This is a genomic window from Silvibacterium bohemicum, assembly GCF_001006305.1.
Taxonomy (GTDB): domain Bacteria; phylum Acidobacteriota; class Terriglobia; order Terriglobales; family Acidobacteriaceae; genus Silvibacterium; species Silvibacterium bohemicum.
In genome coordinates this window covers 114,635-130,891 of record NZ_LBHJ01000007.1, presented here as the reverse complement: position 1 = coordinate 130,891, position 16,257 = coordinate 114,635, and the positions used below count along the sequence as shown (strand labels likewise).

At 60.3% G+C, this 16,257-nt stretch carries 11 protein-coding genes; 7 read left to right on the top strand and 4 right to left on the bottom strand.

All coding sequences use genetic code 11. From position 1 onward, the window contains the following. Positions 1-88 precede the first annotated feature (88 nt). The 3 genes from XX99_RS15170 to XX99_RS15160 form a co-directional block, all read right to left on the bottom strand. Entirely contained in the window at positions 89-280 is a 192-nt protein-coding gene (locus tag XX99_RS15170; protein WP_050060254.1) for a hypothetical protein, read from the bottom strand. Positions 281-368: 88 nt separating this feature from the next. Continuing rightward, the gene (locus tag XX99_RS15165; protein ID WP_050060253.1) at positions 369-1,268 is read right to left on the bottom strand and encodes an aldo/keto reductase; all 900 of its coding nucleotides are present in this window, start codon (positions 1,266-1,268) and stop codon (positions 369-371) included. 211 nt (positions 1,269-1,479) lie between these two features. After that, positions 1,480-2,496: an energy transducer TonB gene (locus tag XX99_RS15160; protein WP_231581405.1), complete on the bottom strand. Its 1,017-nt coding sequence runs from the start codon at positions 2,494-2,496 to the stop codon at positions 1,480-1,482. Positions 2,497-2,868: 372 nt separating this feature from the next. Between XX99_RS15160 and ileS the strand changes: the two genes are divergently transcribed. The 7 genes from ileS (at position 2,869) to XX99_RS15125 (ending at position 13,347) form a co-directional block, all read left to right on the top strand. After that, positions 2,869-5,805, top strand: a complete 2,937-nt coding sequence (gene ileS, locus XX99_RS15155) for an isoleucine--tRNA ligase (protein ID WP_050060251.1) — start codon at positions 2,869-2,871, stop codon at positions 5,803-5,805. Further along, positions 5,802-6,314: a signal peptidase II gene (gene lspA / locus XX99_RS15150; protein ID WP_231581403.1), complete on the top strand. Its 513-nt coding sequence runs from the start codon at positions 5,802-5,804 to the stop codon at positions 6,312-6,314. The genes ileS and lspA overlap by 4 nt, the downstream gene beginning before the upstream one ends. 127 nt (positions 6,315-6,441) lie before the next feature. Further along, positions 6,442-7,476 (top strand): nucleoside hydrolase, encoded by a 1,035-nt coding sequence (locus XX99_RS15145; RefSeq protein WP_184085295.1) that lies wholly within the window; start codon positions 6,442-6,444, stop codon positions 7,474-7,476. A 5-nt stretch (positions 7,477-7,481) separates the two neighbouring features. Further along, positions 7,482-8,246 (top strand): glutaminyl-peptide cyclotransferase, encoded by a 765-nt coding sequence (locus XX99_RS15140; RefSeq protein ID WP_231581402.1) that lies wholly within the window; start codon positions 7,482-7,484, stop codon positions 8,244-8,246. A 256-nt stretch (positions 8,247-8,502) separates the two neighbouring features. Continuing rightward, positions 8,503-11,511 carry an excinuclease ABC subunit UvrA gene (gene uvrA / locus XX99_RS15135; RefSeq protein ID WP_050060248.1) on the top strand — a complete coding sequence of 1,003 codons (3,009 nt, stop codon included), beginning with the start codon at positions 8,503-8,505 and terminating at the stop codon, positions 11,509-11,511. A gap of 37 nt (positions 11,512-11,548) precedes the next feature. Beyond that, a complete protein-coding gene (locus tag XX99_RS15130; RefSeq protein WP_050060247.1) occupies positions 11,549-12,859 on the top strand; it encodes a tetratricopeptide repeat protein in 1,311 nt (436 codons plus the stop codon). Between the two features lie 41 nt (positions 12,860-12,900). Next, positions 12,901-13,347, top strand: coding sequence for a hypothetical protein (locus XX99_RS15125; RefSeq protein ID WP_050060246.1), 447 nt, complete (start codon positions 12,901-12,903; stop codon positions 13,345-13,347). A 191-nt stretch (positions 13,348-13,538) separates the two neighbouring features. On the opposite strand, the gene XX99_RS15120 is transcribed toward XX99_RS15125, so the two are convergent. Then, complete coding sequence (locus tag XX99_RS15120) at positions 13,539-16,019, bottom strand: ABC transporter permease (protein ID WP_050060245.1); 2,481 nt, start codon at positions 16,017-16,019, stop codon at positions 13,539-13,541. Between the last annotated feature and the right edge of the window lie 238 nt (positions 16,020-16,257).

Here is a 16,257-nt window from a genome sequence, read left to right as displayed (position 1 = left end):
CAAAGGCCGAATACATTGCCGCAGACTTGTCTCTCGAACGAACTAATCCTTGCAGTCGCGCGGCGGACCATACATTTACCGATCGATCTCAGTTAGCGTGCCGGCCTAATTTCCGTTGTCCGGAATCGCCGTGCTGCTGATGTTCCTGTTTCTTTCCAGTGTCACCATGCTGCCCCGACTTTTGATCGTTGGGCTGCTGTTGCTGCTGCTGATGGCCGGCGCCTTCCTTCTCTTTTTTGTGGCTTCCCTGGTCATGCCCGGATTGCTGAGTGTTCGACATCGATACTCCTCCACGGGATTGCTCCCTGAATAGTTGGACCCGATCCGCAGGTGCAGGGTTGCCCGAAGCGTTTTCTCTGCGAAGTCGGCTATCGGAGACTTGCCGGTGGCGGAGTAACCTCCGAAAGCTCGCGAAATGCCTCATCGGGCAGCTGGATAGCGGCCGCTGCGATGTTTTCCTCCAGATGTGTCACCGACGAGGTTCCGGGGATCAGCAGAGTTGCCGGGGACCTGCGCAGCAGCCAAGCCAAGGCAACCTGAAGCGGGGCGGCGCCGATCTGTCCGGCCACTTTGTCCAGCACCTCGTGAGCCTCCCGGTTCTGCCCCAGCGGAGCCCATGGGATGAAGGCTATCTTGTTATTTTCGCAATAGTTGAGGAGATAATCCCACTCCCGGTCGGCGAAGCCGTATCGATTTTGCACGGACACGATGGGCACGATCTTCCGCGCCCGCTCGACGTGCTCCTGGGTCACGTTGGAGAGCGCGATGTGGCGGATCTTGCCCTGCTCCTGCAGCCGCGCCAGGGTCTCCATGGATGCCTCAAACGACACCGCTGGATCGGGAATGTGCAGCTGGTAGACGTCGATGCGGTCGAGTTTAAGCCTCTTCAGGCTGCCTTCGACAGCCTCCTCCAGATGCCGCGGGCTGGCATTGTGAATCCACTGCCCGGGACCGACGCGCTCCCATCCGCCCTTGGTGGCGATGACCAGGCCGGATGGATACGGCGCAAGCGCCTCGGCGATTAGCTCCTCGGAGATATAGGGTCCGTAGGAATCGGCGGTATCGATGAAGTTGACGCCCAGCTCGACGGCTCGCCGCAGCGTTGCCAGGGATGCGTCCTGATCGGCCGGCGGCCCCCATATTCCTTTGCCGGTGATACGCATCGCACCGTATCCCAGGCGGTTGACGGTGAGATCACCAAGTTGAATGGTTCCGGCGGAGGCGGCGGAAATCCGTGTCCCGGAAGTCGGTGTGGAGGATGAGCTCATGCGTGAATCTCCTTCTTCGATAGGATGACGCACCGGTATGGAAAAGCCAAATGGGGTGGGAATCGAGGGGCGTGTTTCAAAAGAAAACAGCTCGCAGCTTGAATTAGCTCCGAGCCGTTTCTGGATACATTCCCGGGCATCGCTGGGATTCTTCCTCCCGCCGCTCGTCTACTGATACAAGAGTGACGGTGTATTTCTAGAGCCCATTGCTCTAGTAGATGCGGAAGTTCACTTCGATGTTCACTTCCACAGCCACCGGATGGCCCTGGTAATAGGCCGGCTTGAACTTGTACTGGCGCACAGCTTCGATGGCTTTTTCGTCCAGTCCCATGCCTAGCGGACGGACGACGTGGACGCGCTGCGGATTGCCCTGCGCATCGACGATCACCGAGACCACGCAGATGCCCTGATATTTGGCGCGCCGCGCTTCGTCGGAGAATTCAGGATCAACGGAGTAAACCACCTGCGGAGCCGAGACGCCGCCGCCCGGATGCATCAGGCCGCCGCCGTAGCCGCCACCCTCGCCGGGTCCGACGCCGTTGCCGTTGCCTGAGCCGATGCCGCCGCCACGTCCGGAGCCGAAGCCCGAACCTGAACCGGAGCCCTGCGAGGCCAGCGCCACCTGCGACGACTGCGGCACGCCGATATCCGGCATCTTGGCATCAGGAAGCTTCACTTCCTGCGGCATTACGATGGTCGGTTCCACGGCCAGTTTGGGATGATCGTTGCGGATGATTTGCGGAGGCGTGATCTGGGTCTTGGACATCTTGGGCAGATGCCCCTTCGACGCCTCGACCAGCTCGTGCGCACCGCCGCCACCGCCGCCGCCCATGGACTGGTTCATCTTCATGGTCATGGGAATGAACGGCTTGATGTCGATATTTGTTGCCACCGTCTTCTTCTGGATAGGCCGCGTCTTCCACTGCTCCCAGGCGAAGAGCAGGATCAGCGCGATCACCACGACATGCAGCAGGATGGCCAGGCCGCTGGATAGCGGATCGCGCTTGACGGCCATGGGGTCGGCAACCGCGATCGGCTTCGAAGTCAGCTCGAGCGGAGCAAGTTTTTTTGGAAAGAACAGGTCCTGGATGCTGGCGCCCAGCGTCTTCCAGACCGGCTCTTCTTTGGTGGCATCGACAACGTCGATGGGTTGGGAGCTGAGTTCGAGCGGGGGTTGCTGCGAAGATGAGAAGGCGTCGCGCAGATTGGCGAGAAGCGACGACCACATGGAACCATCGGCTTCAATCAGAAGTTCAGGCTCCGCTTCTGAGGGGCGAGGTTTCGTTGGATCCTGATCCGTAGATATCAAAGGCTCATTGCCCATATTGCGTTGCTGGAGGCGTACCTCCGCTATCTTCCATTATGGATGACGTTGAACTGCTTGTCTTGGATTCATCCCCGCTATTTCTTCCATGGGATGCCAGCAAGACACTTCAAGATACACCAACCACCTTGAAAATAGACGGATCAACTGCCCGCAGGTCACTGTCTCGGCAATCTCTTTGACCGGATACAATAAAAGTCTTAGACAAATCTCGCGCAAGTTCTTCTTGAATATCGCGAACGATTGTCCTTCGAATTCCAAATTGTGGGAGAAAAGATGTCCTCTGCGCCCGAACTCAAGGCGACCCTGACCCTGCCCGAGACCAAATTCCCGATGAAGGCGAATCTGCCGCAGAATGAGCCGGTTCGGCTCCAGCAATGGGAAGAATCGGGACTGTACGAACAGATTCGCCAGGCGCGCAAGGGCGCCGAGAAGTACATTCTGCACTACGGGCCTCCATACGCGAATGGACCCATCCATCTGGGCCACGCTCTGCAGAAGTGCATCAAGGATTTCATCCTGAAATCGAAGACCATGGCTGGCTACGATGCGCCGCTGGTTCCGGGATGGGACTGCCACGGGCTGCCCATCGAGATTAAAGTCGACGAAAAGCTGGGCCGCAAGAAGCTGGAGATGCCTGCGTTATCCGTGCTGCGCGCCTGCCGCGAATATGCGCAGAAATTCATCGACATGCAGCGCGAGCAGCTCATCCGCCTGGGCGTTTTTGCCCACTGGGACAAGCCTTATCTGACCATGTCGAAGCCGTACGAAGCCAAGACGCTGGAGAGCTTCTACGACTTCTTCGAAAAGGGCTTTGTCTACAAGGGTCTGAAGCCGGTCTACTGGTGCCTGCACGACAAGACGGCGCTGGCCGAGGCCGAAGTCGAGTACGAGCAGCACACCAGCCCCAGTGTTTATGTCCGCTACAAGTTGAGCACTCCGCCCCGAAACATTCATCAGGATTTGGAAGGCAAGCAGGTCTGGACCATCATCTGGACGACCACCCCGTGGACCCTTCCCGCATCGCTCGCGGTCGCATTTCATCCCGAATTCGATTACGTGGCGCTCGAGAATTCCGACGGTAACGTCTACATCGTCGCGGAATCCCTTGCGACGAACGTTCGCGAAGCCTGCAATCTGGAAGGCGCGAAACCCATCGCACGGGTCAAAGGCGCTAGGCTCGAACACTCGACCTTCCAGCATCCCTTCCTCGACCGCAGCATTCTCGGGGTAAACGCCGATTATGTGACTGCCGACACCGGCACGGGCGCGGTACATACCGCACCGGCGCACGGCGCGGACGATTTCTACACCGGCACGCGCTACGGCCTCGACCAGACCTGCAACGTGGACAACGAAGGCCGCTTGCGCAATGGCCTGCCGCAGTGGGAAGGCAAAACGGTGTGGGAGGCCAACCCGCTCATCATCGAGATGCTGAAGGAGCGCGGCGCGCTGATGGGCCGCCAGGATATCTACCACTCCTATCCGCACTGCTGGCGCTGCCATAATCCGGTGATCTTCCGCGCAACGGAGCAGTGGTTCATTGGCATGGAGACGCCGCTGAAGAACGCAGACGGCAGTGAGACCACATTCCGCCAGCGCGCGCTGGACGAGATCAAGCACGTGACCTGGGACCCGGCGTGGGGACAGGAGCGCATCTCGAACATGATCGCCACCCGGCCCGACTGGTGTATCTCGCGCCAGCGGCTGTGGGGCGTGCCGATTGCGGTCTTTCTCTGCAACAAATGCCATACGCCACTGAATGATGCCGCGTTGAACCGGCGCGTCGTGGGGCTGTTTCATGAAGAGGGCGCGGAGGCATGGCACAAATATTCGGTCGATGAGATTCTGCCCGCCGGAACCACCTGCGCGAAGTGTGGCAACGTGCAGCCCAGGCCAGCGGAAGATGCCGCTTCAAGTGGCGCAAACGAAGGTGTAGTAAGCAGCAACACTGCGGCAGCTTTTAGAAAAGAGACAGACATTCTGGATGTCTGGTTCGATTCCGGCACCAGCTGGAATGCTGTGCTCGTCGGGAATCCCGAGCTCGAGTTCCCTGCCTCCCTCTACATCGAAGGGGCGGACCAGCATCGCGGCTGGTTCCACTCGTCTTTACTGTGCTCGGTTGCGATCAAGGAGCAGGCACCGTACAAGAAGGTCGCGACGGTCGGCTGGACGCTCGATGAACAGGGACGCGCCTTCTCGAAATCGCTGGGCAACGGCGTCGATCCTGTCGACATCGCCAAGCGTCTGGGTGCGGAGATCGTGCGCCTGTGGGCGGCGAGCGTCGACTTCCGCGAAGACGTGACCGCGAGCGAGAACCTGATGCAGCGCGCAGCTGAGAACTATCGCAAGCTGCGCAACACCTTTAAATTCCTGCTCGGCAACCTGCAGGGCTTCGTTCCGGCCCGCGATGCAGTGAAGGACGAAGAGCTGTTGCCTCTCGATCGCTACATGCTGGCGCGCACCCGCGAGCTGACGGAGAAGGTGTTGACCTGGTACGACGAGTTCGAGTTTCATCGCGTGTATCACGCGATCAACGAGTTCACCATCGTCGACCTGAGCGCGCTCTATCTGGATGTGCTGAAGGATCGCATGTACACCTTCGCGCCGGTGAGCGTGGAGCGCAGGTCAGCGCAGACGGTTCTCTGGAAGATCACCGAAACGCTGGTGCGGCTGGTCGCTCCTATGCTGACCTTTACTGCGGAGGAGGTCTGGGGGTATCTGCCGCATGTGGAAGGCCGCGAGGCTAGTGTGCATCTGGCGCTGTTTCCGAAATTGGATGACATCGCCGTCAAAGACGAAGCGCTGCTGACTGACTGGAATAATTTGCTCGAAATTCGCGATGAAGTCTTAAGAATTCTTGAGATAGAGCGCAAGGCTGGCCGTATTGGCAAAGCACTCGAAGCGAAAATAGTGCTGAACGGCTCCGATGGAGTTCTCGCGCTTTTGAATAAGTACTCCTCATCGCTCAAAGAGCTTTTCAATATTTCGCAATTCGAACTTCCGCGCGAGAATCAATCTTCACGTGACCTCAGCAGCTTCGGATTTGCGTTCCATCCTGCCGACGGAATCAAGTGCGAGCGCTGCTGGAACTATCGCACCGACACTGCACGGTTCGGTCCCTGGTCTACCGTCTGCGGACGCTGCGCCGATGCTCTTCGCCAGATGCCGGAGTTTGCCCCGTTTGAGAATGCCGGGAGCGTGAACGCTTGAGCCTGACCCGCAACCAACCATTCGACATGCGGGGCTGGCTCCTGGGCCTGTCCGCGCTCATTATCGCCCTCGACCGCATCACCAAGCACTGGGTGAGCGGCCATATCGAGGAAGGCTCGGCGATCACCGTGATCCCGCATGTCTTTCGCATCTCGCACGTGCTCAATGGCGGCGCGGCCTTCAGCATGTTCACCGACTCGCCTCACCCGGAGCGCACTCGCTGGATGCTGACTGCCTTCTCCGTGCTGGCAGCCATCGTCGTGCTGGTGGTTCTGCTGCGCGTGGGACGCCGCATCACCATGACCTCGCTGTCGATGGCGCTGGTGCTGGGCGGGGCCATCGGCAACGTGTGGGATCGCGTGCGCACCGGCACGGTCATCGACTTCCTCGAGGTCCACATCATCCACTACCACTGGCCCGACTTCAATGTTGCCGATTCGGCCATCGTCGTCGGTGGGATTCTTCTGCTGCTCGACTCGCTACGGTCTAAGGAAGAGCCGAATGCCTAGGTGGGTCCGAAGCCGCGACGGTCGACGCGGGGGCGTCGTACTGATCGCAGCGAAGGATCGCAGCGACGTTTGTGCACTGATATTGTCGAGATTCTTCGCTACGCTCAGAATGACGAAGGATGGTGGAATGACGAAGAGCGGTGGAACAACAAATCGTCATGTCGTTTCCAGCGACCGGGTGCCCCACGCCTCGCTTCTGAGACGTGGGATTCTACGGACGCTGGCGGTCATCGGCCTGTTGGCAGTGGTCTTCACTCCACTGCATTCGAACGCGCAGACAAAGGCATCGAAACCCGCAAAACAGCTGGTCATCATCGACACCGATATCGGAGACGACATCGATGACGTATTCGCACTGGCTCTGGCCGAGCGTAGCCCCGAGCTGCAGATTTTGGGCGTGACTACCGCCTTCGGCGACACGGCTTTGCGCGCGCAGTTTGCGCAGAAATTCCTCGATGCGACGGGATTCGGAAATGTTCCTGTCGCCGCTGGTGTGCCTACACCTCCGAAGGCGCCGTTCACTCAGGCTTTGTACGCGAAGGATGCGCACAGCACGAAGGTGCTCAAGGTTTCCGGCCCTGATTTTTTGCTTAGTCAAATTAAAAAAAATCCCGGCCAGATCACACTAATCGCTATCGGGCCGCAGACCAACCTGGCCGCGGCTATCGACAAAGATCCCGCGACCTTTCGCAAGCTGAAGCGCATTGTCATGATGGGCGGGTCGGTCGATCGCGGTTATGACGATCACAAGTACCCCGATCCCGAGTGGAACATTCTTTGCGACATTCCTGCCGCGCGCAAGGTCTTTGCCTCGGGTGTACCGATTTACGCCATGCCGCTAGATTCGACGATTTTGAAGTTTAATCAGGCGCGCCTTACCAAGCTCTTCGATGCGCACACGCCGCTGACCGAGCAACTGCGGATCATTTATGGATACTGGAGCGCTGCGACCAAGCAGACCATGCCGACGCTCTTCGATCCCATGGCGGTGAGCTATGCAATCGATCCCGGCCTCTGCCCAACGACACCGATGCATCTCTCGGTCGACGACCAGGGATACACGCGGCGCACTCCCGGCTTGCCTAACGTAAACGCATGCCTGCACTCCGACTCCGACGCCTTCTTTCGTTTTTATCTTTCGCGCACCGTACCCGCTCAATGATTGCCATGTCACGCCGACTCCTCCTGCTCGCTTCGTTCTGTCTTGTATTTCTGCCGCTGGCTTTTTGCGCCGACGGATATCGCATCGTCCACACTTATCCGCACGATCCCGAAGCCTTCACGCAGGGACTGATCTTCATCAATGGCCAGCTCTACGAGAGCACCGGCTTGAACGGCCGCTCGTCGCTGCGCATGGACGACCTCGAAACGGGGAAAGTTCTTCAGCGCCAGGATGTGCCGTCGCAATTCTTTGCCGAAGGCCTCACCAACTGGGGCAGCACGCTCGTCCAACTCACGTGGAAGGCGCACATCGCGTTCGTTTATGACCGCTTCAGTTTTCGCCAGCTGCGCACCTTTCCATACGAAGGCGAGGGCTGGGGGCTCACGCAGGACGGGAAGAATCTCATCCTGAGCGACGGAAGCGCTGAGTTGCGCTTCCTCAACCCGGAGACCTTCGCCGTGGTTCGCCGCATCACGGTTACCGATCACGGTGCGCCGGTGAAGGAGATCAACGAGCTCGAGTACATTCACGGCCAGATCTACGCCAACATCTGGTACTCCAACAAAATCGCGCGCATCTCGCCGCAGACCGGCAAGGTTCTGGGCTGGATCGATCTGAGCGGCCTGGTCGCAAGCGTGGTGCCGCAGGATCAGAATGCGGTGCTGAATGGCATTGCCTATGACGTGCAGCACGATCGCCTTTTCGTGACCGGCAAGCTGTGGCCAAAGTTGTTTGAGATCAAAGTAGTGGCTGGTAAGGCGGGTCGCTGAAGGGCCGGTTGCTAAAAGGCGGGTAGCTAAAGACCGGATGGCTTAAAATCCTGATTGCGAAATAGCTCGCCAACAATCGACTGCCGGCACTGCAACAACACCCGCCATCCGCTTCTTAGCGACCCGGATTTCAGCAACCTGCTTCTGCAGCAACCCGCTTCCCCGGCCGCCCCTTATAATCAAACTGGACATCTTTGTGCTCCCCGCGGCGTTGCTGCACGATGGACGCCCGGTGCATTCACTACGGGGCTTACGTTTGACCGATCAGATCGTTATCCGCGGCGCGCGGACCCACAACCTGAAAAATATCGACGTGGATATCCCGCATGGGAAGCTCACCGTCGTCTCCGGCGTCTCCGGCTCGGGCAAGTCTTCGCTCGCCTTCGACACCGTCTACGCCGAGGGGCAGCGGCGCTATGTCGAATCTCTGTCAGCGTATGCCCGGCAGTTTCTGGAGCGCATCGAGAAGCCGGACGTGGACCTCATCGACGGGCTGGCTCCCGCCATTGCTATCAAGCAGAAGAACTCGACGCGCAATCCGCGCTCGACCGTCGCCACCGCTACCGAAATCTACGACTACATGCGTCTGCTGTGGGCGCGTTGCGGCGTAGTGCACTGCATCGTCTGCGATGGCATCGTGAAGCGCGACACGGTCGACGAAATTGCTGCCGCCGTCCTCGCCCTGGGCGAAGGCACGCGCCTGCATGCGCTCTTCCCGGTTACGCCGGTGACACGTCCCGCTCCGGCTGCAGAGACCGCTGCCGATCCCGAGGCCAAGCCTGCGCGGCCTAAGAAGGCAGCGAAAAAGACTACAAAGAAAGCAGCGGAGTCGCTGCTTACCGAGGAACTGAAAGAGCGGCTCTCCGATCTGCGCAAGCGCGGCTTCAACCGCCTGTATCAGAACGGAATCATCTACGAGTTCTCGACGCCCGAGTCGCTGCTTGAGGTCAACTTCGCGCTGCCGGTCTTCATCCTCGTCGACCGCATCGTAGTTTCGGCCGAGAATCGCGCCCGCATCGTCGACGCCGCCGAGATCGGCTATCGCGAGGCGAATGAAATCCTCTTTGAGATTGTCCCGCGCGACCCGGCGCCGGACGGCAGGCAGGAGCCCGATCGCGAACGGCTCCGATTTTCGTCAGCTTTCGAATGCAAGAACTGCCATCGCATTTATCGCGAGCCTGAGCCGCGTCTGTTCTCCTTCAACAATCCCTTCGGCGCGTGCCCGCGCTGCCAGGGCTTCGGCAACACCATCGACTTCGACCTCGACCTAATCATTCCCGACAAGTCCAAAACGCTGGACGATGGTGCGATCGATCCCTGGAACCGTCCGAAGTACCGCACCTACTTCACTGAACTTAAGAAGACTGCGAAAGCGCACGGCATTCCCATGGACGTGCCCTGGTACGACCTCACGCTCGATCAGCAGACATTCGTGCTGGATGGCTACGGCAGCTTTCTTGGAGTGCATGGCTTCTTTGAATCGCTGGAGCGCAAGAAGTACAAGCTGCACGTCCGCGTGATGCTTTCGAAGTATCGCGGCTACGCGCTGTGCCCGGAGTGCAAGGGGCAGCGGCTGCGCGCCGAGGCTCGCGCCGTGCGCATCGCCGGTAAAAGCGCCGGTCGCGATAGCCGGGGCCATAATATCTGCGAGGCAGCGGCGCTCACCATTCGCACCGCGAATGAGTTCTTCCAGGGCATCGAACTTTCGCCCATGCACCAGGAGATCGCGGGCAGCATTCTCACCGAGATTCAGCAGCGCCTGCACTTCCTCGATGCGGTCGGTCTCGATTACCTCACCCTTGACCGGCTGGCCTCCACGCTTTCCGGCGGCGAATCGCAGCGCATCCAGCTGGCCACGTCGCTCGGCTCGCGCCTGGTAGGCGCACTCTATGTGCTCGACGAGCCTTCCATCGGGCTGCATACTCGCGATACTGCGAAGCTGATTCGCATCCTCGAAAACCTGCGCGACCTGGGCAACACGATCCTGGTGGTCGAGCACGATCCCGACGTCATCCGCTCCGCCGATCACCTGCTCGATCTCGGACCGGGCGCAGGAGAGTTCGGCGGAAAGCTGCTCGCTTCCGGGACGGTGGCAGAAGTGGAGCGCGATCCCGAATCCATCACCGGCAAATATCTCTCCGGGCAGCTCACCATTCCCATCCCTACGCGGCGGCGCGAGACCGGTGCGGCGAAGGACTGGATCCGAGTACGCGGAGCTCGCGCCCACAATTTGCGCGGTCTCGACGTCGAGATTCCGCTGGGCATGCTGGTGTGCATCACCGGCGTCTCCGGCTCGGGAAAATCGACACTGGTGCACGAGGTGCTGTATCGCGTCATCTCCCATCAGTTAGGCAAGACCGAAGGCGGCGACCCGACCAACCTTTATCGCGAGATCAAGGGCGCGGACCGGCTCAATGACATTGTGCTGGTCGATCAGGCGCCCATCGGCCGGACACCACGCTCGAATCCGGTGACTTACATCAAGGCCTTCGACGCTATCCGCGAGCTTTTCGCCGCGCAGCCCGAAGCGCAGCGCCGCAGCTACGCTGCCGGACACTTTTCCTTCAATGTTCCCGGCGGGCGGTGCGATGTCTGCGAGGGCGACGGCACGGTGACGGTCGAGATGCAGTTTCTCGCCGATGTGGAGCTGCCTTGCGAGGAGTGCGGCGGGACACGCTACAAAGCCAGCACGCTGGAGATCAGGTACAAGGGCAAGAACATCCACGAGGTGTTGGGCATGACCGTGAAGGAAGCGCTGCGCTTCTTTGCCGGGCAGCCGAAGATCGTCGAAAAGCTTGCCGTACTGGACGAGACCGGACTTGGCTACGTTCGCCTGGGACAATCCGCAACAACGCTCTCGGGCGGCGAGGCGCAGCGCGTGAAGCTGGCCGCGCACCTGGCTTCGGTGCGGGGCTCGAACGGCAGCGACGCGAAGAAGCAGAGCCGGGTGCTCTACATTCTCGATGAGCCGACGACCGGGCTGCATTTCGACGATGTCAGCAAGCTGCTGACCGCCTTTCGCAAGCTCATCGATGGCGGCGGATCGCTGGTGGTGATCGAACATAACCTTGACGTGATCAAATCGGCGGACTGGGTGATCGACCTCGGCCCCGAAGGCGGTTCGGCGGGGGGCCAGATCGTTGCCGTCGGAACGCCCGAACAGATTGCCGCCAATGAGCTCTCGCATACCGGATATTGGCTGGCCAAGGTTCTGGCGGCGCGGCGCGAGCCGGCCAGTGAGCTGGCCAACGAAACCGTGGCTTAGCCGTCCATGGAATAGTCTCGGAAACAAAGGTGATTTCTTGCAGCAACGCCTCGCACTAATCTTCGTCATCCTTCTCTCTCCGCTTGCCCTGAGCGCGCAGTCGGCTTCTATGCCGCCGGGAACCAGCGACCCGGAGCCCGCAGCCTCGCCTGCCTTCCCTAAGACCAGTCCGCTTACGGAGGCCGAGGCGGCGGTCGACGACAAGAATTTCGATAAGGCGCGAGGCCTGCTCGACAGCTATCTCTCCGCGCATGCCAGCGACGCGCGCGCGCTCTTCGACCGCGGCTATTGCGATGATGCGCAGGGACATAGCGACGCGGCAATTGGCTTCTATCGCAAAGCGGTCGCGGCCGATTCCAAGCAGTTCGAGTCTCACCTGGCGCTGGGTCTGCTGCTGGCGCAGCAGGACTCGTCCGATGCCCGCGCCGAGCTCGAAGCCGCGACGAATCTCGAGCCGAACCCGCCCAATCCAGCCGCGAAAGCGCAGGCTTACCGCACACTCGCCCACATGTTGCGCAACTTCGATGCTGACGCGGCCAAGGCCGATCTGCTGGCGGCGCTGAAGCTATCGCCCGAGACACCGGACGACACGCTGCTTACCGCCGAGATCGCGGAGTCAGAAGGCGACCGCGACATCGCGGAGCAGGCTTATCGGCGTGTGCTGAACAGCGAGCCGGAGTCTTCGCCGGCCATCGCGGGCCTCGTCCATATCCTGATCCAGGACAAGAAATACACCGACGCCGAGCCTCTGGTGCACAGCGCGCTGCTCCGCGACCCCGACGATCCGGCCTTGAATGCGCAGTACGCCGCCCTACTGGCCGCGGAAGGCAAGAGCGACGAGGCCACGGCCACGCTTGAGAAGCTGCACCTGCTTCAGCCGAAGGATCGCCAGATCTCGAATATGCTGGCCGATGCCTATATGCAGGCTGAAAATCTGGAAAAGGCCGACGCCGTTTACGCTGATTTATTGACTGTTTCCCCAAATGACGCTGATCTGCTCTCCGCCCGCGGACAAGTTCTCATTCGGGAACAGAAATACGCCGACGCCCTTGCCTTATTTCAGCACGCGGTTAAGATCAACGCACAAGATGCCGATGTATGGGGCGGGATCGCTTTTGCCGCTTCCAAGACCGGGGACAGCACCCTGGAACTGGATGCGCTTGCAGCCCGATCAAAAATTGCTGCCGAAACACCGGCTACTTACTTTATGTATGCCACCGCGCACGATAAATTACATCAGAGCAAGCAAGCTGTGGAGTATTATCGTCTGTTCCTAAGTTCTGCCCTGGGGAAGTTTCCCGATGAGGAGTGGCAGGCCAAACAAAGGCTGGCAGTCCTCGCCAAGTAAGCTGGCGTTCGACGTTCCCGTGGCACCCTGGGAGGTGCATCATGCGGTTCGTTTTAGCTCTTTCACTCGCGACAGTCGCCATTGCCCCCGCTGCGTACGCAGCCAATGACAAGATCCTGGACGTTCACGAAATGGCCGTGCTGGAAAGCCGTGCGGCCCAGGCAGCGCCCAAGGAACAATGCTTTCTCTACGCCGAGCTGGCCCATTCCATGGCCGAGTTGGCCGGACAACAGCTGAATGCCGGCAACGCGCAGGATGCCTCGGCTTCGCTCAAAGCCGTGCAGCAGTACGCCGCCAAGATTCACATGAACGTTGCCGATGACGCCAAGCGACTCAAAAACGCCGAGATCCTGATGAGACATACCGCCTTCCGCCTGAAGGAGATCATGCTGGGCGCATCGCTCGACGACCGCCCCACCCTGGAATCGACTCTCAAACAGCTCGATCAGGTGGAGGGGGAGATGATGGTGCAGGTGTTCAAGCATTAAGCGGTTATGCCGGATTTAGGAAGCAAACGCCCGGGGCTAGAAGTCCGCGGGATTGGATCGGTTTATTCATGAGGCTGAAGCCTCACTCTCCCTCCGAAAAACAAATCGCGGTCACATCAACCTGAAGTTGGTTTACTCTCTTCCCCGGTTTCGGAAGGGCGATCGATCACGCGCGGCAATCTCCGAGCCGCTTACCGGGTGCGCAGAACCTCCATCGGATCGACCTGCGATGCCCGTCGTGCCGGCAGAATCGCTGCCAGCGCGGCCACGATTCCCAGCAGAACCAGGCTTCCTGCAATTGCCATCGGATCGGCGACCCGTGTCTCATAGAGCAGGCTGCGCATCCAGCGCGTGGCAATCAGAGCTAATCCCAGCCCTACTCCTGCGCCGGTTACGACCGGCAGCGCCGCCTGCCGCAGTACCAGCCCCATCAACCTTGCCTTCCCGGAGCCGAGAGCGACGCGGATGCCGAACTCCTGCAGGCGGAGCGTCACCGAGTAGGCTAATACTCCGTAAACCCCGAGCAGAGCCAGGAGCAGGGCGGCCGCGCCGAAGCTCGAGAGGAGCAGCGTCTGGAAGCGGTCCGAGGCGACAGACTCGCTGAGCTGATCATCAAGCGACTTCACCGCGGGAATCGGCACCTGCGGGTCAATCTTCCATAAAGTTTGCTGGATTTCAGGCGCGATGGCTTTGCCCGGCTGCGAGCTACGCACCAGGAAGGTGAGGGTCCACGGCGTGAAGGTCCAGTATGGTACGTAGACCATGTTGGCCGTGTCTTTTAGCCCGTTCACGCGCGTGTTCGCCACCACGCCGACGATGGTGAGCGATTGTTGGCTGTCAGGAACGATATCGCTGATCTTTTTTCCTATCGGATTTTCGCCGGGGAAGCCTTCTCGTGCGGTCTGCTCGGAAATCAATGCCACGTAAGGATTGGCGCGATCGGCAGCAGTGAAGTTTCGGCCCGAGACGAGCGCCATGCTCATGGTGGGCAGGTACTGCGGATCGGTCCAGCGGATGTTGACGAGCGGGCCGTGTCCATTCGGCGCCGGATGGTCGGGGCGGGTCAACTCGTCGACCCAAGTTTGTCCGCTGAGAGGCAGGTTGTTGGTTAGAGTAGCGTTCTCGACGCCGGGAAGCTCTCGCAGCGCGGCGAGAGCGCGGTCGGCGAATGCCAGCTTCGCCTCCTTCATGCCGGGCTTGGTGTCGCCATACTGCGGAGAGAAGAGGTCGACCTGAGCCGCCGTTACGTTGTGAACCTCGAAGCCGCGATTCTGGGTGAGGAGATGCGAGAAGCTGCGCAGCACCAGGCCGGTAATCATAAGCAGCACCACTGTAAATGCGACTTCGCTGGCAACCAGCAGGCTGCGGACACGGCTTCCCTGCTGCGAGCCGGCGGTGCGCGTGGAGCTGGCCCGCAGTGCGGTTTGTGGATCGGCGCGCAGCGACTGCAGCGCGGGAAGCGTTCCGAAGAGCAGCGCGGTTAACGCGGAGAGCCCGACTGCAAATGCAAGGACAGGAAGATCGACCTGAACATCCGCGAGCCTGGGGATGTTAGACGGAGCAACAGCCAGGATGACGCGAACCCCTGCAAAGGCCAGAGCCACGCCGGCAATGCCGCCGATTGCCGCCAGTACGAAGCTCTCGGTCAGCCGGACCATCACCAGCTGCATCCGGCTCGCGCCGAGCGCTGCGCGGACCGCAGTCTCCCGCTCGGCGGCGACGGCGCGGGCCAGCTGCAGATTGGCCAGATTCACGCACGCGATCAGTAGGACCGCGCCGACTGAGGCAAAGAGCAGCCAAAGCGTCCCACTGATGCCGGAGGTGACGTCGCTGGCCAGCGGCGTGACCACCGCGCCGAGATGCATGGAAAGATGCGAGGAAGCGGTATAGGCGCGCTGCATCCCATCAAGCTCAGCCTGTGCCTGGGCGACCGTGACACCCTGCTTCAACCTGCCTACAACCTTGAAGTTGAAGTTGCCGTCGTCATCCTGAAGGTTGTGATCATCCTCGGTGATCGGCCCGAAGACCATGTTCGGCTGCTCAGCTGAAGTCTGTCCGGCAAAGGTCAGCCGGCTGGAAAAGCGAATGTCGGGAATGCGCACACTCGCCGGCAGCACGCCCACGATGGTGTTCAGCTCTCCACCGATGCGCAGGCTCTTGCCGACGACTGCGGGATCGCCGTGGAAGAGGCTCTGCCAGCCTGCATAGCTGAGCATCACCACTGGCGGAGCGCCCTTGGCCACATCGCGCGCTTCGAAGTCGCGTCCCATGACTGGCGCGACGCCGAAGACGCGAAAGAAATCGGGCGAGATCGACAGACCGTTTACGACGCGGGGATGGCCGGTGCCAGTGGAAACGCTGGGGCCGGCATCCTGGAAGATGGCTATCGATTCCAAGGTCTGCGTAGCCTTCTTCAGGCGCAGATAATGGCGGTAGTTGTCGGGAACATCCGGCTCCTTGGCGCGCATCTCTGCAACCGTCTCGCGCACGACCACCAGCCGGTCGGGCTCGCGGAAGGCAAAGGGCTTCAGGAGCACCGCATTCACCACGCTGAAGACTGCGGCCGCGGCGCCAATACCCAGCGCCAGAGTAAGAATCGCGGTCAGTGCGAATCCGGGTGATTTGCGCAGCTGGCGGATGCTGAAACGAAGCGAGAGCAGCGGCGAAGACATGGGCAGAAATCCTCAGCAGGCAATGAGCATCTGCCGGTCCAATCTGCAGAGAGAACGCATCTCTTTGAGCTTATGCGGGATACCCTTCCGGAGTAGAATGAGGCGCAGCGGCGAATGTGTCCACCCGCGGATCGCGGTGTTCACGCGCGGACGCTTCGCGGCAAGCTCAAGAGCGCCAATGCGAATTGGGCATCTTACTGGCAGTATTGCAAAGGGGACCGCCGTGCTCCGCTTTTCC